This window comes from Cupriavidus alkaliphilus (assembly GCF_900094595.1).
GTDB classification, from domain to species: Bacteria; Pseudomonadota; Gammaproteobacteria; order Burkholderiales; family Burkholderiaceae; genus Cupriavidus; species Cupriavidus alkaliphilus.
Map to the genome: position 1 here is coordinate 107,497 of NZ_FMAD01000011.1, position 22,000 is coordinate 129,496.

Sequence of the window (22,000 nt, forward strand, 5' to 3'; positions counted from 1 at the left end):
TGGGCGAAGTGCCGGCGCTGCCGGCGCATCCGATCCTGATGGTGGGGTAAGGATACGCCTGCTTGCGCTTCGTTGGCACCGTCCCGCGCGGTCATGTGCAGCACGGACGTCCCGGGGGCCCACGCGCGGCAAGGTCGGACGCTTCCATGCCCAGAATCGGAATGTACGGATTGTCTGGTGAGGGCTGCTCCATAGAATTGACGCACGAGGTTCTCAAGGTTTCACAGCCCACAGTGCCGATGACACAGTCCGATGATCGCCAGCCGCAGCGCGAAGCCATGCCATGCAGCACGTGTTGCCAGATGGCCGGCGCCTGCCCGGACTGCGCGCCGGCCGGCCAGGCACGCGGCGCGCCAGGCGTCGAAGCGGCGCAACGCATGGTGCGCCTGCGCAAGGGCGAATTCCTGTACCTGCTGGGAGACCCGGTGACCTCGGTCTATGCCATTCGTGTCGGCACCATCAAGACCCATGTCACCACCGAAGACGGGCGCACCCAGGTGGTCGCCTTCCACTTTCCCGGCGACATGGTGGGACTGGACAGCCTGGCGCGTCCGCACTATGCGTCGTACGCCACCGCGCTGGAAGACACCAAGCTGTGCCTGTTCACCGTGGACGCGCTGCGCCTGGCCGCGACCACGCTGGCGCCGCTCGGGCGGCAGCTGCTGCTGGCGCTGGACGGCCAGCTGCAGCGCGCGCGGGCGGTACAGACCATGCTGGCGCTGATGACGGCCGAAGAACGGCTGGTGACGTTCCTGCTGTGGCTGGCGGACGGCTTCGCGCTGCGCGGATTTTCCTCGTCGGCCTTTGTACTGCGCATGAGCCGCGAGGAAATCGGGAGCTATATCGGCCTGACGCTGGAAACGGTGAGCCGTCAGTTCTCGCGGCTGGCCGATGGCGGCTTGATCACGGTACGGCACCGCACCATCACACTGCTCGACAAGCCCGCGCTGCGGGCCATTGCCGCCCGCCCGATGATCCTCGCCCACGCACCCGCGCCGCGCTTGCGCATGGCGGGCGGCGCGTCCGCACCGGCAAAAGAATGACATGGAACAGGACAGGCCCTCTTGCGCAAGCGTGCCGGACACGCAACAGGAAACGGACACCGACGGCCAGCGCCAGCTCGAGGCGCTGAATCTGTCCTACCTGCTGGTGGTACAGCGGCTGATGCGCGAGAACGAGGCCGAGGCGCTGTTCCGGCTCGGCCTCGGGCGCGAGATGGGCCGCCTGCTGGCATCGCTGACGCCGACGCAGATCATCGCGCTGGCGCGGTCCAGCCTGATGCGGTACCGCTTCCGGCTGGATGACGGCCTGCTGGTGGCCGCGCTGACCGGGGCCGAGCCGCTGCACGCCTTGCACGGCATGCATGCCGCGATCGTGATGGCATCACGGCGGGATTGAGACATGACTTCTGGAATCGGAGGGTATATGACGGGCAATGCGATGACGCATGTCGAGCTGAAGCGGATGACCATGGCCGCCGACCGCCGCGGCGGCTGGCCGCCCGCGGTCGACCGCACCGAAATCGCCGGCACGCTGCAGATGCAGGACATCGTCCAGGCCCTTGGCGCCGAGGCCGCCGAGCAGCGCTGCATCGAAGCCGGCCTGGAAACGCTGGCCATGGCCGGGCGCCCGCCCGTCCGGGCGGTGGTCTCGGTGGGCCACGGCCGGCAGCCGGCGCTGGACTTCTATGTCGATGCGGATATCAAGACGTGCTGCGCGCTGGACCGCACCCTGCAGCAGGCCATCGCCAGCCGCTTCACCAGCGTGCTGCCGCCAGGGCTGTCGGTGTCGGTGCTGCCGCTGGAGGTCTATGCGCGCGAATGCGCCGGGCAGGACCCCGGGCCCGGGGCGCAGGCCTGGGGCGCGTGCGCGCGTGAGCTGCTGGCCGGCGGCGAGATGCAGCAGCGGCTCGCGGTCGTATGCGCCTATCTGTCGGTGCTGCAGGACGCGCAGGGACTTGCCGAGCGGCTCGGCTACCTGCAGCAGAACCTGCTCGACCAGGGCCAGGAGGCGCTGTCCTGGCGCCTGCGGCGGCACCGCAGCGTCGAGGGACGCACGCTGGCGCAGTCGCTGGAAGGGCTGGCCCGCGCCGCGGACGGGGCGCTGTATGAGTTCGGCACCCGTTACAGCCGGGAGCGGGCCAGCTACCAGATCGAACAGATGCAGCAGGTGCACGACCAGATCGCCCGCTTTCGGGACAGCTGCCGGCTGGCGCCGCCGCAGTCCTGCCCCCGGCACGCCGCGGGCACGGCGGGCTGAGGGCGCGCCGGGTCAGATGCCGGCCATGCAGGTGTACTTGATCACCAGGTAGTCGTCGATGCCGTAATGCGAGCCCTCGCGGCCCACGCCCGATTGCTTGACGCCCCCGAACGGCGCCACCTCGTTCGAGATCAGGCCCGTGTTGACGCCGACCATGCCGTATTCCAGCCGTTCCGAGACGCGCCAGACCCGGCCCAGGTCGCGCGCATAGAAGTAGCTGGCCAGGCCGAACTCGGTGTCGTTGGCCATGGCGACCACGTCGTCCTCGGTGTCGAAGCGGAACAGCGGCGCGAGCGGGCCGAAGGTTTCCTCGCGCGCGACCAGCATGCCGGGCGCGACGTCGGCCAGCACCGTCGGCTGGAAGAAGGAGTGCCCGAGCGCATGGCGCTGGCCGCCCTGCAGCAGGCGCGCGCCCTTGCCGAGCGCGTCGGCGATATGCTCCTCGACCTTGGCCACGGCCTTGTCGTCGATCAGCGGGCCGATGCGCACGCCGTCGTCCATGCCGTTGCCCACCTTCAGCGCCGCCACCGCGGCCACCAGCTTCTGCGCAAACGCCTCATACACGCCGGACTGCACGTAGATGCGGTTGGCGCAGACGCAGGTCTGACCGGCATTGCGGTACTTGGAAACGATCGCGCCTTCGACGGCGGCGTCGAGGTCGGCATCGTCGAACACGATAAAGGGCGCGTTGCCGCCCAGTTCCATCGACACCTTCTTGATGGTGGCGGCGGTCTGCGCCATCAGCACGCGCCCGACTTCGGTCGAGCCGGTGAAGGTCAGCTTGCGCACCAGCGCATTGCTGCTCATCTCGCCGCCGATCGCGCTGGCCGAGCCGGTCACCACCGACAGCACGCCGGCGGGGATGCCGGCACGCTCGGCCAGGGCCACCAGCGCCAACGCCGTCAGCGGCGTCTGCGAGGCGGGTTTGACCACCATGGTGCAGCCGACCGCCAGCGCCGGGCCGGCCTTGCGGGTGATCATGGCGGCGGGGAAGTTCCACGGCGTGATCGCGGCACAGACCCCCACCGGTTCCTTGGTCACCACGATGCGCTGGTTGCTGACCGGGGCGGGAATGGTATCGCCATAGACCCGCTTGCCTTCCTCGGCAAACCATTCGATGAACGAGGCCGCATAGGCGATCTCGCCACGCGCCTCGGCGATCGGCTTGCCTTGCTCCGCGGTCATGATGCGGGCCAGGTCCTCCTGGTTCGCCATGATCAGCTCGAACCATTTGCGCAGCAGCGCCGAGCGCTCCTTGGCGGTGCGGGCGCGCCACGCCGGCAGCGCGCGATTGGCGGCTTCGATGGCCTGGCGCGTCTCTTCGGCGCCCAGCTGCGGCACCTGGCCGACGCGCTCGCCGGTGGCGGGGTTGGTCACGTCGATGCGGCGCTCGCCATCGATCCAGCGGCCGTCAATCAAGCACTGCTGCCGCAGCAGCGAGGAATCCTGGAGGTTCAGCATGGTTGTCTCGGTGTATGCCGGCAGTGGCGCCGGGTCTTTGTCGTTGGGCCGGAGACAACGATTGTAATCCCGCTACCCGGGGGTGGCCCCGGACGGTGCCCGGGCGGGCGGCGCCTCGATGCCCCAGTCGCCGTATTCGAGCCAGTCGTCGCCAAGCAGCTCGACGGGGTGCTGGGTGCGGCTGGAGCCGTTGCCGCAGCGCATCGAGTCGACCGGGCAGTATTGGTCGCAGCCCCAGCAGACGCGCTCGGGATGGCTGGGATGGATGGGAAATTTCTTGGCCATGATGGCCATTATCTCGACGCTTCCGGATACCGGACTTGTGCGCGATCAAGGCGGCACCAACAAGGCACCAACATGGCGCCAACAGCGGCGTAGCGCCGCTCAACGCCAGCCGTCGGCGTCGAGGCGCGTCCAGCGGTCCGGCGCTTCACCGTCGTCGGCTGCAAGCAATAGTGTCTCGCCGCAGTGGCCGCAGCGGTACACAAACGCATTCTGTCCGCTCGCCATGCGCAGCGTCGCCGATATCGCCAGCCGCGGATGCGGCGGCACATGGCCGGGGCGGTCCAGTTGCGACTCGCACAGGTCGCATAAAGACATGGTGTTTTTCCTCCGCGCGAAACGCCGTGCCCGATAATGCTGTGGTGCAGCATTCGCTGTTTCAGTATAGCGGTGCGGCTCCGGTGCGACAGGTGCGCAAACGCACGTTACTCGCCAAGGAACTCGGCCACCACTTCCATGCCTTCAATGTGATCCGCCACCACCTTGGCGATGGTAATCAGCGGGATCGCGAGCAGCATTCCCCACACGCCCCACAGCCACGTGAACAAGAGCAGCGCCACGAACACCGCCACGGCGTTCATGCGCGCCATGCGGCCGGTCATCCACGTGGTGATGACCGAACCGATCAGCGTGGCGATCAGCAGCGAGCCGCCGGCCGCCGCGGCAGCCATCCCCAACGTGCCGAACTGCATGAACGTGACCATGCCCAGGCACAGCGCGATCGCCAGCGCGCCGAAGTAGGGCACCAGGTGCAGTGCCGCCGCCGCGATCGACCAGCTGCCGGCATTGTCGACCCCAAGCCATTTCAAAAGCAGCCAGGTGCACACGCCCAGGCCGGCGTTGGTCACCAGCAGCATCCCCATGTAGCGGCGGATGGAGCGGTTGACCTCATCCAGCATGTGCACGCTGATCTTCTTCTCCGAGATGGTGGTGCCCACCATCTTGATGAACTTGCGCTTGAAGGTATCGCCGGCAAGCATCAGGAAATACAGCAGGAACACCACCACCACCGCCTGCGCCGCCATGGTGAAGATGCTGACCGAGCCGGCGAGCAGCATGTTGTTGATCTGGCCCGACGACTGCTCCACCACCACCTGCGTGCCGCGCGCCGGCGGCGGCTGGCCGGTGCCGCTGAGCACGGTGGCGGCGCGGCGTATCTTCTGCCACATCGAGTCGTCGCCGCTGAGCAGCGCGCCGACGGACCGCGACAACTTGCTGGCCATCTCCGGCAGGCTGTTGACCATCGACTCGACCTGGCCCTGCAGCAGGTAGGCGCCGCTGAGCAGGGCGGCCAGCAGCGCCAGCAGTACGATGGTGCTGGCCAGCGAGCGCGCCAGTCCCAGCCGCTGCAGCGCGCACACCAGCGGATCGAGCAGGTAGGCCATCACCACCGCGATCACCACCGGCACCAGGAAGTCGCGCGCCACGTGCACGGCGTACAGCGAGAACAGCACCGCCAGCACCATCAGCGCGGTGCTGGCGCGATGCAGCGCGCCGGCGACGGCGGCATCGGTCAGCAGCGCGGGCGCTGGCGCGGACGGATCGGCGGCGCCAGCGGCGCGGCCATCGTCGGTCAGTTGTGGGACGGGCTGCGCTGGCGGCAGCGCCGGGGCGGTGGGATCGGGAACGGTCGACATAGCCGGGCGCTTCGGCAAAAGGCCTGGCGCTACTCTCGAAGATAGCGTCCTGGCAGGCGTTGGACTGTCGGACGCCGCCGCCTGCCGCTGTCAGACAAGCGCGGCAGCGCGGCTGCATGCGCCGCCGCATGCGCCCCGTAAACGACACCGCCCGGCGGCCAGCATTGCGCTGGCGGCCGGGCGGTGCATGACGGGGCCGGGACGCCGTCAGCCCGTCACGGTCTTGGTCTCGAGGAACTCGGCGATGCCTTCGGGGCCGTATTCGCGGCCGTTGCCGGAAGTCTTGTAGCCGCCGAAGGGCGCGGTGATATCCATCATCGCGCCATTGATGCGCACGTTGCCGGCGCGCAGCCGCGCCGCCAGCTTGCGCGCCCGCGCCGGGTCGGCCGAGGCGATATAGGCGGCCAGGCCGAAGTCCGTATCGTTGGCGATGGCCACGGCTTCCTCTTCGCTGTCGTAAGGCAACAGGCACAGCACCGGCCCGAAGATCTCCTCGCGGGCGATGGTCATGTCGTTGCGCACGTCGGCAAAGATGGTCGGGCGGGCATAGAAGCCGTGCGCGAGGCCGTCGGGTCGGCCGGGCCCGCCGGCGGCCAGCCGCGCGCCTTCCTCGAGGCCGACGCCGATCAGGCGTTGCACCTTGTCGTACTGGCCGCGGTTGGAAATCGGGCCCATCCTGGTCTCGGGGTCCGACGGATCGCCGACCTTCACCGCATTGGCCACCGCCGCCGCGATCTGCACCGCTTCCTCGTAGCGTGCGCGCGGCACCAGCACGCGCGTGGGCGCCACGCAGGTCTGGCCGGAATTGACCATGCACTGGGCCACGCCGCTGGTCACCGCGGCCTGCAGGTCGGCGTCGTCCAGCACGATCAGCGGCGACTTGCCGCCCAGTTCCTGTGCCACGCGCTTGACGGTGGGGGCGGCGCTGATGGCCACTTCCACGCCGGCGCGGGTCGAGCCGGTGATCGACACCATGTCGACCTCGGGATGCGACGACAGCGCGGCACCGACCACGCGCCCTTCGCCATAGAGCATGTTGAAAACGCCCGGCGGCGTGCCGGCGGCATCCATGATCTCGGCGAAGATCTGCGCGTCCAGCGGCGCGATCTCCGAGGGCTTGAGCACCACGGTGCAGCCCGCCGCCAGCGCCGGCGCCACCTTTGCCGCGATCTGGTTCAGCGGCCAGTTCCACGGCGTGATCAGCGCGGCCACGCCGATGGCCTCGCGCAGCACCAGGCTCTTGCCGCGCGGGCTTTCGAAGGCAAAGTCGCGCAGCGCCTGCAGTGTCGCCTGCAACTGCCCCAGCCCGATTGCGGCCTGCAGGTTGGTAGCCAGCGTGATCGGCGCGCCGATCTCCTGGCGCACCGCCTGCGCCAGGTCGGCCATGCGCGCCTGGTAGGCGGCGATGATGCGCTCGAGCAGCGCGATGCGGGTTTCGCGGGTGGATACCGACCACGCCGGGAAGGCCGCGCGCGCGGCGGCGACGGCGCGGTCCACGTCCGCGGCGGTGCCCATGGCGAGCCTGCCCGCCACCGCTTCGGTGGCCGGGTCGATGATGTCGGCGTGGGCCACGCCCTGGGCGGGCTGCACCCATTGGCCCTGGATATAGAACTTGTCGATGCTATGCATGTCCGGTTGCCTCGATGGGTTGGGTTTCGGTCAGACCGGACGGTCGCCGATGATGGTGGCGCGGTTCATGTGGCGCACCGCGGGGAAGTAGTCCTGCACGGCGTAGTGCTGGGTGGAGCGGTTGTCCCACAGCGCGATCGTGTCCGGCTGCCAGCGCAGCCGCACCTGGTATTCGGGCGCGGCGGCCTGGCGGTACAGGTACTGCATCAGGTCCAGTTCCGCCGGCCGGAAATCGGAACCAAAGCGGTACGGCTGTTCCTTGGCGAAGTTGGCGAAATGGGTGGTGAAGGCCTCGTTGACGAACAGGATCTTCTCGCCGGTTTCCGGATGGGTGCGTACCACCGGGTGCACCATGGGCGGATACTTGGCGCGCATCTCGGCGTATTTTTCCTCGCTCAGCGCGGTGCCGAATGCCGGCATGGCGTCGTGCACCGCTTTCAGGTTGGCGATGCGGTCCTTCATCTCCTGCGGCAGGTTGTCGTAGGCGGCGGCCATGTTGATCCAGATGGTGTCGCCGCCGACCTCCGGGCACTCCAGGCAGCGCAGCATCGAGCCCATCGACGGGATCTCGCGCCACGACACGTCGGAGTGGTACAGGTTCTCGCGGCCGCGGGTCTTGTCGTTGCGGCCGAACACCACCAGTTCCGGATGCTCCGGATGGTTGGTGAACATCGGGTGGACTTCGAGTTCGCCGAAGCGCCGCGCCACCGCAACGTGCTGGGCCGGCGTGATGGCCTGGTTGCGGAAGATCAGCACCTTGTACTTCAGCAGCGCGCGGCGCAGCGAGAGATAGGTGTCGTGGTCCAGGGTCTCGCGGAAATCGATGCCCTCGACCTCGGCGCCAATGGTCGGCGTGCAGCGGCGCACGGTGAAGGGAAAGGGCTCCTGCCCGAGCGCCCGGTAGTCTTGCGGGCTGATGGTGGCGGGTGCGGTGGCTTGCATGGTGGTCTCCTTGGTTGTGTCGTGCCAATCCAGGTCGGGCTCAGCGGAGCGCGGCCCTGAGCAGGTCCGCGGCCTTTTCGCCGATCATGATGGCCGGCGCGTTGGTGTTGCCGCCGACCAGGGTCGGCATGATCGAGGCGTCGGCGACGCGCAGCCCTTGCACGCCGCGCACGCGCAGTTCAGGGTCGACCACGGCCATGTCGTCGACGCCCATCTTGCAGGTGCCGACCGGGTGGTAGACCGTATCGGCATGGTTGCGCACGAAGTCCTGGATCGCCGCCTCGTTGCTGCTGTCGGGGCCGAACGCATCGGTCAGGACCTCGCGCCCGCCGTGCTGCGCCAGCGCGGGCTGGGCGAAGATGCGGCGGATCGCGCGCACCCCTTCGACCATGCCGGCCATGTCTTCCTCGGCCGACAGGAAGCGCGGGTCGATCAGCGGCGCTTCGCGCGTGTCGGCGCTGCGCAGGCGCACGTGGCCGCGGCTCCTGGGGCGCAGCACGCAGGCATGGCAGGAATAGCCGTGGCCGAGGTTGCCCAGGTTGCGGTTGCCTAGCAGCGCCACCGCGAAGTGCAGCTGCACGTCGGGGATCTCCAGTTCCGGCCGGCTGCGCAGGAACGCGCCGGCCTCGGCGATATTGGACGTCACCATGCCGGTGCGGGTGCGGCGGTAGCGCAGTACCTCGCGCGCCAGCTTCAGCATGCCGCGGCCGGTCTTGCCGAACAGCTCGGTGGTCTGCAGCTGCTTGTTGACGATGATGTCGAGATGGTCCTGCAGGTTCTCGCCCACGCCCGGCAGTTCGTGAACCACGTCGATGCCGACCTCGCGCAGGTGCGCGGCCGGGCCGATGCCCGAGGCGAGCAGCAGTTGCGGCGAATTGAAGGCGCCGCCGCTGAGCACGATCTCGCGCCGCGCGCGCAGCACCTGCACCGTGCCGCCTCGGACCACCTCCACGCCGGTGGCGCGCTTGCCGTCGAACACGATGCGCAGTGCCTGCGTGTCGGTCATCACCGCCAGCCCGCGGCGGCCGCCGTTCAGCGCGGTGTCGACCGCGTTGCCGCTGTGCAGGTAGGCGCGCGCCGCGTTCCAGCGCTCGCCGTTGCGCTGCGTTACCTGGTACAGGCCCGCGCCTTCCTGGGTGGCGCCGTTGAAGTCGTCGTTGCGCGGCAGTCCGGCCTGCATCGCGGCCTCGACGAAACGCTGCGCGAACGGGTTGGGCGAGCGCAGGTCGCTGACGTGCAGGGGGCCGTCGCTGCCATGCAGCGCGTCCTGGTGTCCGCCCAGGCGGGGATTGCGCTCGCTGCGGCGGAAGTAGGGCAGCACGTCGTCATAGCCCCAGCCGCTGCAACCCAGCGCGGCCCAGTCGTCATAGTCGCGCCGGTGGCCGCGGATATAGACCATGCCGTTGATCGACGAACTGCCGCCCAGGCCGCGCCCGCGCGGCTGGTAGGAGCGGCGGCCGTTCAGGCCCGCCTGCGGCTCGGTGTAGTAGGCGTAGTTGCGCGGCCCGGCCCTGGGCACCACGGCGGCGATGCCGACCGGCGCCCAGATCGCGTAGTGATGGTCATGCGGGCCCGCCTCGAGCAGCGCCACCGTGACGCTCGCATCCTCGGCCAGGCGGCCGGCCACGGCACAGCCCGCCGATCCGGCACCGATGACGATGTAGTCGAACTCCGCCGGCGCGCCGGCGGTGTCATTTGCCCTGGTATCCAATGTCCTGTCTCCTGAGTTGCCAGCATGCGGTGTGGTACGGGGCGCAGAGCGCTGGTGACGACGGATACTGCCATTACCTGTTATAACAGGTCAATAGGTTATGACGGCACCTGTCATGATAGGTATAATCCGCCTCACTCAGTTCGGAGCCGCCCGCGGGGCGGGACACACGTGGCGCAGCCCAGGTTCAAAGAGATCGAAAGCGAGATTCGCCAGCGAATCGCCAGCAACACATTTGGCCCGGGCGCCAAGCTGCCGTCCGAGGCCGAGCTGATGGCCGAGTTCGGCGTCAGCCGCATCACCGTGCGGCAGGCCTTGTCCGGCCTGCACAACGCCGGCCTGATCGAAAAAGTGAATGGCAAGGGCAGTTTCGTGACGCGGCCGGCCGATACCCCCAGCCTGGGCGCGCTCACCGGTTTCTATGAGACCGGCCGGGCGCGGGGCCAGTTGGCCTACGGCAAGCTGGCATCGGTGCGGCTGTTGCGGGCGCCGCCGCATGTGGCCGCGGCGCTCAGCCTGCAGCCGGGCGAGAAGGTGCTGAGCGTCGCCACGGTGCGCTACTGGGACGACGTGGCGGTCGCGTATTTCAACCTGATGGGGCCCGAGCCGCTGATGCGCCGCCTGGTGCAGGAAGATGTCGAGACCAACGACGCCATGGCGCTGTTCGAAAGCCGGCTGGGGTATCGCTTTCGCGACGTGGCGATGGAAGCCAGCGCGATCCCGGCGCCGGCGGACGTGGCCCGCAAGCTCGGCGTCGCCGAAGGGCTGCCGCTGTTGCGCCTGCGCTGCACGCCGTACGACATCGAAGGCACGCCCCTGTTCTGCGCGGACTTGCTGTTCCGCCCGGACCGTTATGCCTACAAGTGGACGCTGACGCGCTGATGTGCTGAGTCGGAGGCTGGCCCTTGCAGCAAGCGCCGCACGGGCGCGCCGATCCATTGTCATCAGGTACCCGCACGGTAACTTTTACCGGCCGAGCGTACTTCTTACTGCGGCGAAGGCCCGGCCCGCGGCCGTGCGCGCTTCGCCGCAGCGCCGCGCCCGTCCCACCCAATCTGGTACGTCAGTTGCGTCTTCTCCAGCGCAGCGGCGCCATCGGCGCCCCGCCGGCAGGCATGCGCCATGCAGCAAGGCTTGCCGCCAACCTGCCTGATGGAGGACAACATGAAAACACCCTTACGCATCGGCACAGCCTTGCTTGCACTTGGCATCCTGGCGGGTTGCACCGCCACCGGCAGCACCAGCGGCTCCGGCTCGCTGTCCGGGTCGGGTTCGGTGACGGAACAGAACCGCAGCCGCAGCACGCCTGGCGCCAGCACGTCCACCGGCACCTCCGGCGCGACCAGCACCACCAGCCCGAGCGGTACCTCGAGCGGCAGCAGTGGCGCCGCCAGCGGCTCCGGCACCGCCCGCTGACGGCGGCGCAGCCGCCTGCGCCAGCACGGGCGGCTGCGTTGTCATGCCCCTGCGCTAACGGTCGCGGCCGGTATTGACGCGTTCGTCGCGCCGCGCCGGTACGATGCCCTCGTCGGCCAGCCGCTGCTGCAGGTCGTTGTTGGCCACGTACTTGAAATCCTTGTCGATTTCCCTGGTGACCACATCGGTGACGCCCGGCGGCAAGGTCTTGCGCAGCAGCCCCAGGAAGCGCGGCGCCGCGATCAGCGCCAGTTCATCGAAGCGCTGCTTGTTGCGCGCGTCGTCGAGGTAATCGGCCACGCGCCGGGCAAACAGCTGCGCTTCCTGGTGCAGCTCGTCCTCGCCTGCCGAAGACGTGACCGTGGACGGTCCCACCTGGTGGGCGCCGGGATGTCCCGCGTCGCCCTGCACGGCGGCCTGGCCCCGGCGGCCATAGGCGTCGCGGCGCAGGTCGGCGCGGTCGGCATGCGCGGCCGCGTCGGTGATTTCCTCGATGACTTCCAGCGGGGCGCTGTCGCCATGCGAGGCAAAGATGCGGGCGACGGATTCGTCCGCTACCAGGATCCAGATGTTCTTCATGATCGCTCCGGTTGCCGGCCCGAACACAGGGCCCTCCGGCACCTGTTGCAAGGGACACGCCATCCGCACCGCCGCAGGGCCTTGGCCGCGGGCGGTGCCAGACGCGGCCTGAGATGACGGTCGCGGCACACCGTTGCAGTATCGACAGGCAAACCGTGCAACTTTTGCAGGCAACCGGCCCTGCACGCGCCGGCCACGGCGGCAGCGATCCCGTTACCAGACGCCGAAGAACACGCCGGCCTGCTTGTACACGTTGGTCTTGGCCGCGACCTCTTCGTTGGTCACCGTCACGCGCGGCTTGAGCGTGCAGAACCAGTCCAGCAGGCGCAGCCGCATGGCACTGCGCACGGCTTCGTGCCCGGGGTCGGCGCCCAGGTCGAAGTATTCTTGCGGATCGTTGTGCAGGTCGAACAGCTGTGGCCGGAACCCCTGCCAGTGCACGTACTTCCAGCGCGCGTCGCGCACCATCCAGGCGCGGCATTCGGCGGGATGGCGGCCCAGCGCGACGCGCGCGCCGCGGTAGGCATAGTCCAGCTCGGAGACCACGGCATCGCGCCACGCACCCGCCCCGTCGCGCGCGGCGGCGCGCGTCAGGTCGAGCAGCGAGCGGCCTTCGACGCGGTGGTCGGCGGGCGGCAGCGCCAGTGCATCCAGCACCGTCGGCACCACGTCGACCGCGCTGACCAGGCTGTCTTGCGCGGTGCCGCGGGTCGCATCGGCCTGCGGCGAGGGGTCGTAGACGATCAGCGGGATGTTCTGCACGGTGTCGTAGAACTGCTCCTTCTCGCCCAGCCAGTGGTCGCCCAGGAAGTCGCCATGGTCGGCGGTGAAGACGATCAGCGTGTCGTCCCAGCGGCCCAGCCGCTCGAGCTGTTCCCACAGCAGGCCCAGCCGGTCGTCGATCTGCTGGATCAGGCCCTGGTAGGCGGGGCGCACCGTGTCCGAGACCTCGGCGCGCATGAAGTTGGCGCATTCCTCCTGCGTGCGATACGCCGACAGCACCGGATGCGGGTCTTCCAGTTCGGCGTCGTGGCGCTGCAGCGGCAGGCAATCGTCGAGCGAATAGGCGGCGTGGTACGGCGCCGGCGCCAGGTAGGGCCAGTGCGGCTTGACCAGCGACAGGTGCAGCACCCACGGATCGTCGCCGCGCGCTGCGATGTACTGCATGGCCTGGCCGACGGTGTAGGCGGTCTCGGAGTGCGGCTCGGCCACGCGCGCCGGCAGCCCGGCATTGCGCATGTGCCAGCCCGAGACGATCTCGCCGCGCGCGTTCTCGGCGCTGATCACGTAGTCGGTCCAGGGGTCGGCGCTGTCGTAGCCTTGCCGGCGCAGCCATTCGGCATAGGCGCTGCGCGGCTCGGCGTGATGGCCGTCGTGGCGGTCGACTTCGGTGAAGTGCCCGCTGCGCAGCAGTGTCTCCAGTTCGGTGCCGCCATCCAGGTGCAGCCGCTTCAGGTTGGCGTTGTCGGGCATCACATGGGTCTTGCCCGCCAGCGCCAGCGCGCGGCCGCTGTCCTTCAGGTATTCGCCCAGCGTGACTTCTCCGACCGACAGCGGCACGCGGTTCCAGGTGGCGCCGTGGCTGCTGACGTAGCGGCCGGTGTAGAAGCTCATGCGGCTGGGGCCGCAGACGCCGGAGGTGACATAGGCGCGGTCGAAGCGCACGCCGCGCGCGGCCAGGGCATCGATATTGCGCGTGCGCAGCGTCGGGTGCCCGTAGCAACCGAGATGGTCGCGCCGCAGCTGGTCGCACATGATGAAAAGGGTATTGCGGATCGTCATGGTCGGGAAGGTTGCGGGAAGCCGGCTGGCGGCATCAGTCGCCGGTATAGCCCGAGGCCCTGACCACCGGCGCCCATTTGGCGGCGTCGGCCTTCAGCACCCCGGCGAAGGCGTCGGCGGGGCCGGTGGCTGGCTCCAGCCCCAGCTTCAGGAACTTGTCGCGCACATCGGGCGACTGCACCGCCTTTACGATGGCGGCGTTGAGCCGCTCCAGCGCCGCGCGCGGCGTGCCGGCGGGCGCCAGCACGCCATAGCGGCCTTCGCCCTCGATGCCCTTGTAGCCGAGTTCCGTAAAGGTCGGCACGTCCGGCAGCGCCACCGAACGGTGCGTGCCGGAGGTCGCCAGCACGCGGATCTTGCCGGCGCGGTGCATCTCGGTCAGGTCGGCCAGGGTGTCGACCGAGGCCGGCACCTGCCCGCCGACCAGTGCGCTCATCAGCGGCGCCGAGCCGTTGAACGGCACATGCAGCATGTCGACGCCGACCTGCTTGCCGATCATCAGCCCGAAGAAATGCGGAATGCTGCCGAGCGCGGGCGAGGCGTAGGAATTGTTCTGCGCACCGGCCCTGAGCCAGGCGACGTAATCCTTCAGCGTGCGCGCGGGGCTGCCCGGACCGGTGGCCAGCGCCAGCTGGAAGTTGGCGGCCTGCGCCACCGGCGTGAAATCGCGCTGGATATCGTAATTGAGCTTGCGGTAGACCAGCGGCGCGATGGTCATCACCGCCGAGTTGGCCACCACCAGCGTATTGCCGTCGGCCGGCTGCGTGCGGGCGTAGTCCATCACCAGCCGCCCGCCGGCGCCGGGCTTGTTCTCGATCACCACGGTCTGGTTCAGGGTCTCGCGCAGCTTGTCGCCGACCAGGCGCGCGGCCAGGTCGGCGGTGCCGCCGGCGGGGTAGCCCACCAGGATGCGCAGCGGCCGGTCCGACTGCGCGCTGGCCGGCGCGGACCACGCCGCGGCGACGGCCAGCAGGCATGCGACGAGGCGGGGAAAGAAGTTGCTGGGGCTCACGGTGTCTCCTGTCTGTTATGCGCCGGCGGCCGGCATGGAGAGGAAGCTAACACCCGTCGATATAATTGACAAAGTCAACTAAATCGCGGGGGTGGCATGGCACACGGCAACGGCGGCAACCGCCTGCAGCGGCCGCGGCGGCTGGCCGATTTCATCAACTACCGGGTGTATCACCTGAACCGCGTCGCGCTGGGCGCGGCCGCGTTGCACCTGCGCGCGCGGGCGGGCGTGACCCGGCGCGAATGGCGCATGATTTCCTTCCTCGGAGAGCAGCCCGGCACGCGGCTGACCGAACTGGCAGAGAGCGCGGGCCTCGACAAGGTGCTGGCCAGCCGCGCCGTGCACGCGCTGGTGGAGCGCGGCCTGGTGCGCCGGGAAACGCGTTCGCAGGACCGGCGCGCGGCCGCTTTCACGCTGACGGAGGAGGGCGAGGCGGTCTACCGCACCGCCTTCGCGCAAGCGCGCGACTTCAATACGCAGCTGGCCGCCTGCCTGACGGCCGAGGAGGCCAGGATCCTGTCACGCTGCCTGGACAAGCTGCAGGCGCAGGCCGGCGCCATGCTGGCCGAAGCCCAGGCGTTGCCGCAGCCGGAGGACGAGGCGCCGGCGTGGGAACTGCAGCAGTTGTGGCGCGCAGAGAAAGGGTAGCGGGGCTGCCTGGGAGCCGGCGCGCCTTCACCCAGCCACGAAATCCGCGTCGAGAACGTACATCTGCCGATCGCCGTCATGGATCGAATCGATGCAGATCTGCGTGCCATGGCGGCTCCAGCGTGGATGCAGGTCACACCGGTTCTCTTTCTTCAGGTTGGGGCTGGTGTAGAACGTGCCGATGTCGTAGCGACTGCCGTGCCCGACATGGTAGAGGAACAGCACACGCTCGTTGGTCTGCGCGTCAGGATAGGTATCGCTGAGCAGCCATTGCGGATGCGTGCGCGAGAACGTCATGTGGCCGTTCTCGGTCAGCAGCCCCGCGCCAATCACCGCGACCTCGCCGCCGCGGCGGTCTTCGTACAGATGGTAATGGATGCTGCCGTCATGCGGGCCCCAGACGACGATGTGCGTGTCGTCCTTCCACAAGGGGTGCGAGATCTGGTACTCAGACTTTTCGTAGTCGAAGGTGCCCACCGCATCCGGATCGAAGTGCTCGGCCAGTTGCGGCAACGGATGGTCGGAGCACTCCAGCAGCCGCATGTCCGAGCCATCCGGATTGACGGTGATCAGGCGATGCAGGAAGCAGGTCTCGTCCTCCACGCGTTCGGTCCAGCGGTGCAGGAACAGCACGCGCGAAGACGACGGATTGATCTCGATGTGGCTGACCCAGTGGATCGCCTTGTCCATCGAAGGGACGGGATGGAAGTTCCGGAGATCCTGGTAGCTGACGATCAGGCGTGATTGCCCGGTCCCGATCTCCATGGCATGGATGCCATCGTGCGCCGGGGCCAGTTCTGGCGACGGTCGGGCATGCAGCGAGCTTTCATCGCTGTAGCCGATGGTCTGGTGCGTCACGTAGAGCCGGCGGTAGTCGACACACAACGCATAGCGGCTGTCCGGTGCGACGACGTACACAGGCATGGGCAGGTAGCGCAGGGAGCCGTTTTCGACGTCGCAGACGGCCGCGCCCAAGCCGGGATAGAAGAGCGATTCGTCATCGATGCGGCAGTTGTAGATCACCTGCCGGCCGGGCGCGCCGTCCAGCCATTGCAGTTGTGCCCCCATCTGCCAGTTCCAGGCCCGGGTCTCGCCGACGGTGACGAAGCGGTCCTCATCGTGGGTGTCGAAATAGCCGATCTGCGCCACCAGGTCTGGCGTGAGGTCGGCGTCGGCCATCGGAACCCGGTGCGCGAGCACGTAGCGGTCGCTACGATCCCATGGGCTCTTGTTGTAGTAGCCGAAGAAGTGGTGGTACTTGCCGTCGCCAAGGCGGCGGCAAGGAAGGGTCAGGCGTTGGATGGCCGGGTGTTGCATGGGATGCGCGAAGTTGACGGTTGGTGAAGCGGAGCGGTGTCGGGTTATTCAGCGTTGAGCTTTGCCTTCTTGATGACTTCATCCCAGCGCGCCTTCTCCGCGCCGATGAATTTCGCGGCCGCGTCGCGGGTATTGGCGACCGGCGTCATGCCTTGCTCGGCCAGTCCATGGCGGAATTCCGGCGTGGCGACGATGGCGCGGATGTCGGCATTCAGCTTGTCCGCGATGGCTTCGGGCACCTTGGCGCCAACCGCGACGGTAGTCCACGAGGTTGCGACCAGGCCAGGCACCCCCGATTCCATCGCCGTGGGCACCTGCGGCAGCGCCGGCAAGCGCGTCTTGCCGGTCACGGCGACGGCGCGCAGCTTGCCGGCACGGATGTAGCCCAGCGTGGTCGGCGGATTCTCGAACATCATGTCGATCTGGCCGCCCAGCAGGTCAGCCATGGCGGCCGAACTGCCCTTGTAGGGCACATGTGTCAGCGGTGCGCCCGTGGCAACCCGGAACAGCTCGCCGATCATGTGCACCGACGAACCCACCCCGGCCGAACCGAACGTCATGCCCTGCGGCCGCTTCGCGGCGGCCTCGGCAAGCTGCTTCAGGCTTGCCACCTGAATTTGCGGATTGACCACGACCACATGCGGCATCTCCGCCAGCACGGTCACGACCTTCAGGTCGGTCGCCGGGTTGTAGTTCAGCTTGGGGTAGGTGCCATAGGTTGCGTGCAGGCCGATGGAACCGAGCAGCAGCGTATAGCCGTCGGGCGGGGCGTCGGCGACGGCCTTGCCGCCGATATGTCCGCCGGCACCCGGGCGGTTCTCTACCACCACGGTCTGGCCATACAGCTTGCCCAGCCGGTCGGCGAGCATGCGAGCCTGCAGGTCGGAGCTGCCGCCGGCGCTGAATGGAACGATCAGGCGGATGGCATGGTCCGGGTAGGCGGCGTGGGCGCCGAACGTGAGCAGGGACAGGGCGCCTGCGAGCAGGGTGGTTATCGGGGGCAGGCAGCGTGCTTTTTTCAGCTTGCGCGGCATAGGGAGTCTCCTGAGTCAGTCTGGTGGCCCAATCGGCCGTTAGCTGCAGCCAAGTGTAGGCGTGCCATCCAATGCCGGAAAATTCAATGTTGCGTGGTGGGTATGCATATTTGATATACACTCGGCCTGCCTTGCCATCTCTTGCCCCGATGCCACGCCCGCCCACTTTCCGCGAAATCGAAGCGTTCCGCGCCGTCATGCTGACCGGCACGACGACCGCTGCCGCGGCCATGCTGCACACCACCCAGCCCTCGGTGAGCCGGCTGCTGACGCAAATGCAGTCCGGCGCCAACCTGAAGCTGTTCGATATGGACAAGGGCCGGCTGCGCCCGACCCCCGAAGCGCAACGGCTGTTCGAAACGGTCCAGGGCCATTTCCAGGGGCTGGCGCGCATCGGTCAGGAGGTAGAGTTGCTGCGCCGGTCCGGCACGGGATGGCTGCGGCTGGGTTGTACGCCAGCGCTGGGGCTCGGGTTGATGCCTGGCATCCTGGCGCAATTCATCGGGCTGCATCCCGACGTGCACGTCGACCTGCAAACGGTGGGCAGCCACCAGCTCAGCGAAGGGCTGTTGCACGGGCGCTTCGACCTGGTGCTGGCAACCGGGCGGCTGGATCATCCCCAGTTCGATATCCGGGTGATGCACCGTGCCCGCGCCGTCTGCGTGATGCACCCGGAACATCCGCTGGCTTCGCGGCAGCGCATCCATGCTTCCCAGCTGGCGGCGCATCGGCTATTGACGCTGAACGCGGATGACGAACTCTCGACCGCGCTCTGGCAGGCGTTGCGCGATGCCGGGGCCGAACCCGCCGCGACGCTGCAGACGACCTACTCCGGCACGATCTGCGGCCTGGCCGCGCAGGGCGCGGGCATCGGCATCGTCAATCCCTATGCGGCGCGTGTGTTCGCGCATGCCTTGCGCGTCGTGCCGCTCGAGCCGGCATGCGTGGTGGAGGTGCGCATGGCCCGCGCCAGCCACCTTGCCAATTCCAGCATGGCGGATGCCTTTGCCGAGCTGGTGGCGCAAGCGCTGACGGCGGCGCCAGCATGAATGTGCCGGCGTGTGAGGCTGTATGGATATAGACGACGATCCGCGAAAAAAAAGCGCGGCGTCCTTCAAGCTTCCGTGGCTGGCTCCGGTGCTTCGGAACCCGTAACCTGCCCCTGCGCGAACGTCTCCGCCGCCTCCAGCAGCCAGGTGCGCAAATGCTGCATGGCATGGCTCACCGGGCGCGTATCGGGCAGGACCAGGTAATACGCGCTGGTGGAGCGCAGCGAGCGGGCCACGGGGCTCACCAGTTGCCCGCTCGCCAGGTATTCCTCCACCAGGAAGCGCGGCACCAGCCCGATACCCAGCCCCGCCCGCGCCGCGGCGATCACCATGCTGTGGTGGTCGAAGCGGGCGCCGCGCATGGCGTTGACGTCGTCGATGCCGGCCGCCTCCATCCATTGCTTCCAGCCGAAACTGCGCGTGGCCAGGTGCAGCAGCGGTGCATGCGCGATGTCGTGCGCGTCGAGGCGCTTCTTGCGGCCGAACAACTGCGGATGGCACACCGCCACGGATTCTTCCCCGAACAACAGGTCCGCGCGCGCGCCGGGATAGACCGCTTCGCCGAAGTGGATCGCCGCGTCGTAGGGCGTGCCGTCGAACAGGAACACGTCGGACTGGGCGCTGATATTGACCACCACCCGGGGATGCCGCGCATAGAAGTCGGGCAGCCGCGGGATCAGCCATTCGACCGCCAGTGTCGGCACGCATGCCAGCTCGACGGTGCCGCCCGCGCCTTCATGCGCCATGACCTCCAGCGTGTCGCGCTGCAGCTTGCGCAGCATCTCGCGCACCTGGACGCTGTAGAGCGCACCGGCCGCGGTCAGCGTGATGCGCTGGTTGGCGCGGTGGAAGAGTTGCACGCCGAGCAGGCTTTCCAGCGCGGCAATCTGGCGCGATACCGCGCTTTCCGTGATGAACAGGTCGGCGGCGGCGCGGCGCAGGTTCAGGTGCAGCGCGGCGGCTTCGAAGGCGCGCAGGCTGGAAAGGCTGGGAAGGCGTTGCCGCATCGCGGGTAGGGACGGGTAGTTGATGACATAAAGTCATCATCCTATACCGAAATCTCGCTTGAATCGGCGGACTTGATGAGAAATGATTCAGCCCTGGTCCGCAGCCCCCACCCGCGCGGCACCGCCATAACGACAACCATCAGGTAGACAGGAAAACAACATGAAACGCTTGTTCAGCGCGCTGGCCGCCGGCACTTTTGCCTTTGGCATGGCCCTATCCGGCATCGTCGCCGCCGAGGATTTCCCCGCCAAGCCGGTCCGCATCATCGTGCCGTACCCGCCGGGCGGCACCACCGACATGGTGGCGCGGCTGGTCGGCGAGCGGCTCGCGCTGCAATGGAAACAACCGGTCCTGGTGGAGAACCGCCCCGGCGCGGGCGGCATCGTGGGCACCGGCGTCGCTGCCAAGTCCACCGCCGACGGCTATACGCTGCTGATGGGCTCGGTGGGCGAGTTCGGCATCAATCCCACCCTGTACAAGAAGCTGCCCTACGACGCCGCGGCCGATTTCGCGCCGGTGACCATGGTGGCGCGCGTGCCCAACGTGGTGGTGCTGTCGCCGGCCTTTGCCGAGCGCGCCCATGTGCAGACGCTGGCGGAGTTCATTACCTACCTGAAGGCCAACCCGAAGCGCGTCAACATGGCGTCGGCAGGCAACGGCACGTCGACGCACCTGGCCGGCGAGCTGTTCCAGCGCATGACCGGCACCGAGATGAGCCACGTCGCCTACAAGGGCAGCAGCCCGGCGATTGCCGACCTGATGGGCGGCAGCGTCGACGTGATGTTCGACAACCTGCCGGCGTCGCTGCCGTTCGTGCGCTCCGGCAAGCTCAAGGCGCTGGCCGTGACCACGCCGGCGCGCTCGTCGGCGCTGCCCAATGTGCCGACCGTCGCCGCCGCCGGCCCGGTGCCGGGCTTCGACGCCAGCCCGTGGTTCGGCCTGCTGGCGCCGCGCGGCGTAGCCAGCGCGGTGGCGCAGAAGATCAGCCAGGACCTGGCGCGCGCGCTCGGCGATCCCGCCGTGCAGGCGCGCATGCGCGACCTCGGCGCGGAACCCGCGCCGAGCACCCCCGAAGCCTTCGCCGAGGTGCTGAAGAAAGACCGCCAGAAGTGGGGCGAGATCGTGCGCCTGTCCGGCGCTTCGGTGGACTGAAAGCCGTCATTGATTTCCATCTCGTTATCAGGCCGATGGGCCTTCCGTGCATCATGAGCAATAACATCAACCAACTCGTTTCCCTGCATCTTGGCGCCACCGGCGCCGACCGCCTGTCCGCGCTGGTGAGCGCGCCCGCGCAACTGCCGGCCGGCGCAGCGGGTCACGCGTCGCGCGCCGAGATTGCCCACGCGCTGAACCTGGTGCTGTTCGCCGGCATCCTCGAGCGCGTGCCGACCGGCAAGGCCTACACCGAAGACGTGGCCGCGGCGGGCGGCAAGGTCCACTTCGACCATGGCGCGCTGCGCACGGTGCGCTGGCCCGACAACGGCGCGCTGCCAGCCGGCGAGGCCGCCTTCACCCGCATCCTGCGTCCGCTGGGCTACCGCCTCAACGGCACCTATCCGCTCGACCGCATCGGCATGACCGGGCGCTCGTACGCGCATGAAGACGCGCCGGAAGAGATCGCGCAGTTCTTTGTCAGCGAGCTGCATCCCGAGCGCTTCAGCGCAGGCTTCCAGCAGGCCGTCAGCCGCGTCCTCGAAACTTCGGTCGATCCGCTGACGCCGCGCGCGCAGGCGCTGCTGTGGGAACTCGAGCGCGAAGGGTCGTTGCCGCTGGCGGATGCCGGCGAGCTGATCGGTGCGCTGGCGCGCTGCTTCGAGCGCCATCACGCAGCGCCGCGGCTGGCCGACTACGAGGCCCTGCTGGCCGAATCGGCCGAGATGGCGTGGATCGCCACCGAGGGCAATGCCTTCAACCACGCCACCGACCGCGTCGAAGACGTGTTCGCGCTGGCCGAGGCGCAGAAGCGCCTGGGCCGGCCGATCAAGGACAAGGTGGAAGTGTCGCGCAGCGGCCGCGTGCGCCAGACCGCGTTCCGCGCCGACCCGGTGCGCCGTGCCTTTGTCGGCGCCGACGGCGCCGAGGTGGTGCGCGAGGTACCGGGCTCGTTCTACGAGTTCATCACGCGCGACCGCTACGTCGATGACGCGCAGGCGGTGACGCGCACCGACCTGGGTTTCGACGCGGGCAACGCGCAGGGCATCTTCAAGATGACTGCCGCGCAATGCTGAGGCCAG

22 protein-coding genes are annotated in these 22,000 nt (G+C 68.4%); 9 read left to right on the forward strand and 13 right to left on the reverse strand.

What is annotated here, in order from left to right; genetic code table 11:
- Nucleotides 1–239 precede the first annotated feature (239 nt).
- Genes GA0116996_RS21725 through GA0116996_RS21735 form a run of 3 tightly spaced genes read left to right on the forward strand, consistent with a single transcriptional unit; the run spans nucleotide 240 to nucleotide 2,259 of the window.
- On the forward strand, nucleotides 240–1,043 hold the full coding sequence (locus GA0116996_RS21725; RefSeq protein WP_092315731.1) for a helix-turn-helix domain-containing protein: 804 nt from the start codon (nucleotides 240–242) through the stop codon (nucleotides 1,041–1,043).
- A 1-nt stretch (nucleotide 1,044) separates the two neighbouring features.
- Nucleotides 1,045–1,398 carry a flagellar transcriptional regulator FlhD gene (gene flhD, locus GA0116996_RS21730; protein ID WP_092315733.1) on the forward strand — a complete coding sequence of 118 codons (354 nt, stop codon included), beginning with the start codon at nucleotides 1,045–1,047 and terminating at the stop codon, nucleotides 1,396–1,398.
- A 27-nt stretch (nucleotides 1,399–1,425) separates the two neighbouring features.
- Nucleotides 1,426–2,259, forward strand: coding sequence for a hypothetical protein (locus GA0116996_RS21735; protein ID WP_092315735.1), 834 nt, complete (start codon nucleotides 1,426–1,428; stop codon nucleotides 2,257–2,259).
- Nucleotides 2,260–2,271: 12 nt separating this feature from the next.
- Here GA0116996_RS21735 and gabD read toward each other — a convergent pair whose 3' ends face one another.
- The 7 genes from gabD to GA0116996_RS21770 all read right to left on the reverse strand — a co-directional run bounded on the left by gabD (nucleotide 2,272) and on the right by GA0116996_RS21770 (nucleotide 9,921).
- Nucleotides 2,272–3,720 carry an NADP-dependent succinate-semialdehyde dehydrogenase gene (gabD, locus tag GA0116996_RS21740; protein WP_092315737.1) on the reverse strand — a complete coding sequence of 483 codons (1,449 nt, stop codon included), beginning with the start codon at nucleotides 3,718–3,720 and terminating at the stop codon, nucleotides 2,272–2,274.
- Nucleotides 3,721–3,792: 72 nt separating this feature from the next.
- Nucleotides 3,793–4,005 (reverse strand): DUF3079 domain-containing protein, encoded by a 213-nt coding sequence (locus GA0116996_RS21745; protein ID WP_092315959.1) that lies wholly within the window; start codon nucleotides 4,003–4,005, stop codon nucleotides 3,793–3,795.
- Nucleotides 4,006–4,104: 99 nt separating this feature from the next.
- Entirely contained in the window at nucleotides 4,105–4,320 is a 216-nt protein-coding gene (locus GA0116996_RS21750; RefSeq protein WP_092315739.1) for a hypothetical protein, read from the reverse strand.
- Nucleotides 4,321–4,427: 107 nt separating this feature from the next.
- On the reverse strand, nucleotides 4,428–5,639 hold the full coding sequence (locus tag GA0116996_RS21755) for an AI-2E family transporter (protein WP_092315741.1): 1,212 nt from the start codon (nucleotides 5,637–5,639) through the stop codon (nucleotides 4,428–4,430).
- A gap of 207 nt (nucleotides 5,640–5,846) precedes the next feature.
- Nucleotides 5,847–7,268 carry an aldehyde dehydrogenase family protein gene (locus tag GA0116996_RS21760; protein ID WP_092315743.1) on the reverse strand — a complete coding sequence of 474 codons (1,422 nt, stop codon included), beginning with the start codon at nucleotides 7,266–7,268 and terminating at the stop codon, nucleotides 5,847–5,849.
- Nucleotides 7,269–7,298: 30 nt separating this feature from the next.
- On the reverse strand, nucleotides 7,299–8,210 hold the full coding sequence (locus GA0116996_RS21765; protein WP_092315745.1) for a TauD/TfdA dioxygenase family protein: 912 nt from the start codon (nucleotides 8,208–8,210) through the stop codon (nucleotides 7,299–7,301).
- 40 nt (nucleotides 8,211–8,250) lie between these two features.
- Nucleotides 8,251–9,921, reverse strand: coding sequence for a GMC family oxidoreductase (locus GA0116996_RS21770; RefSeq protein WP_092315747.1), 1,671 nt, complete (start codon nucleotides 9,919–9,921; stop codon nucleotides 8,251–8,253).
- A 171-nt stretch (nucleotides 9,922–10,092) separates the two neighbouring features.
- Between GA0116996_RS21770 and GA0116996_RS21775 the strand changes: the two genes are divergently transcribed.
- A complete protein-coding gene (locus GA0116996_RS21775; protein WP_092315749.1) occupies nucleotides 10,093–10,803 on the forward strand; it encodes a GntR family transcriptional regulator in 711 nt (236 codons plus the stop codon).
- A 282-nt stretch (nucleotides 10,804–11,085) separates the two neighbouring features.
- Nucleotides 11,086–11,337, forward strand: a complete 252-nt coding sequence (locus GA0116996_RS28110; protein ID WP_141693757.1) for a hypothetical protein — start codon at nucleotides 11,086–11,088, stop codon at nucleotides 11,335–11,337.
- A gap of 54 nt (nucleotides 11,338–11,391) precedes the next feature.
- On the opposite strand, the gene GA0116996_RS21785 is transcribed toward GA0116996_RS28110, so the two are convergent.
- The 3 genes from GA0116996_RS21785 to GA0116996_RS21795 all read right to left on the reverse strand — a co-directional run bounded on the left by GA0116996_RS21785 (nucleotide 11,392) and on the right by GA0116996_RS21795 (nucleotide 14,710).
- Nucleotides 11,392–11,916 carry a host attachment protein gene (locus GA0116996_RS21785; protein WP_092315753.1) on the reverse strand — a complete coding sequence of 175 codons (525 nt, stop codon included), beginning with the start codon at nucleotides 11,914–11,916 and terminating at the stop codon, nucleotides 11,392–11,394.
- A 213-nt stretch (nucleotides 11,917–12,129) separates the two neighbouring features.
- A complete protein-coding gene (locus tag GA0116996_RS21790; protein WP_092315755.1) occupies nucleotides 12,130–13,698 on the reverse strand; it encodes a sulfatase-like hydrolase/transferase in 1,569 nt (522 codons plus the stop codon).
- A 34-nt stretch (nucleotides 13,699–13,732) separates the two neighbouring features.
- Nucleotides 13,733–14,710: a Bug family tripartite tricarboxylate transporter substrate binding protein gene (locus GA0116996_RS21795; RefSeq protein WP_092315757.1), complete on the reverse strand. Its 978-nt coding sequence runs from the start codon at nucleotides 14,708–14,710 to the stop codon at nucleotides 13,733–13,735.
- A 96-nt stretch (nucleotides 14,711–14,806) separates the two neighbouring features.
- Here GA0116996_RS21795 and GA0116996_RS21800 point away from each other — a divergent pair, with 96 nt between their 5' ends.
- On the forward strand, nucleotides 14,807–15,358 hold the full coding sequence (locus GA0116996_RS21800) for a MarR family winged helix-turn-helix transcriptional regulator (RefSeq protein WP_092315759.1): 552 nt from the start codon (nucleotides 14,807–14,809) through the stop codon (nucleotides 15,356–15,358).
- Nucleotides 15,359–15,385: 27 nt separating this feature from the next.
- Here GA0116996_RS21800 and GA0116996_RS21805 read toward each other — a convergent pair whose 3' ends face one another.
- Together GA0116996_RS21805 and GA0116996_RS21810 are read right to left on the reverse strand one after the other, a co-directional pair.
- The gene (locus GA0116996_RS21805) at nucleotides 15,386–16,675 is read right to left on the reverse strand and encodes a hypothetical protein (RefSeq protein ID WP_092315761.1); all 1,290 of its coding nucleotides are present in this window, start codon (nucleotides 16,673–16,675) and stop codon (nucleotides 15,386–15,388) included.
- Between the two features lie 44 nt (nucleotides 16,676–16,719).
- Complete coding sequence (locus GA0116996_RS21810) at nucleotides 16,720–17,709, reverse strand: Bug family tripartite tricarboxylate transporter substrate binding protein (RefSeq protein WP_092315763.1); 990 nt, start codon at nucleotides 17,707–17,709, stop codon at nucleotides 16,720–16,722.
- Between the two features lie 149 nt (nucleotides 17,710–17,858).
- Here GA0116996_RS21810 and GA0116996_RS21815 point away from each other — a divergent pair, with 149 nt between their 5' ends.
- Nucleotides 17,859–18,758 carry a LysR substrate-binding domain-containing protein gene (locus GA0116996_RS21815; protein ID WP_092315765.1) on the forward strand — a complete coding sequence of 300 codons (900 nt, stop codon included), beginning with the start codon at nucleotides 17,859–17,861 and terminating at the stop codon, nucleotides 18,756–18,758.
- Between the two features lie 65 nt (nucleotides 18,759–18,823).
- Here GA0116996_RS21815 and GA0116996_RS21820 read toward each other — a convergent pair whose 3' ends face one another.
- Complete coding sequence (locus tag GA0116996_RS21820; RefSeq protein ID WP_092315767.1) at nucleotides 18,824–19,765, reverse strand: LysR substrate-binding domain-containing protein; 942 nt, start codon at nucleotides 19,763–19,765, stop codon at nucleotides 18,824–18,826.
- A gap of 160 nt (nucleotides 19,766–19,925) precedes the next feature.
- Between GA0116996_RS21820 and GA0116996_RS21825 the strand changes: the two genes are divergently transcribed.
- Both GA0116996_RS21825 and GA0116996_RS21830 read left to right on the forward strand, forming a co-directional pair.
- Entirely contained in the window at nucleotides 19,926–20,918 is a 993-nt protein-coding gene (locus tag GA0116996_RS21825) for a Bug family tripartite tricarboxylate transporter substrate binding protein (protein WP_092315769.1), read from the forward strand.
- A gap of 53 nt (nucleotides 20,919–20,971) precedes the next feature.
- Nucleotides 20,972–21,994, forward strand: a complete 1,023-nt coding sequence (locus GA0116996_RS21830; RefSeq protein WP_092315961.1) for a DUF1338 domain-containing protein — start codon at nucleotides 20,972–20,974, stop codon at nucleotides 21,992–21,994.
- Nucleotides 21,995–22,000 lie beyond the last annotated feature (6 nt).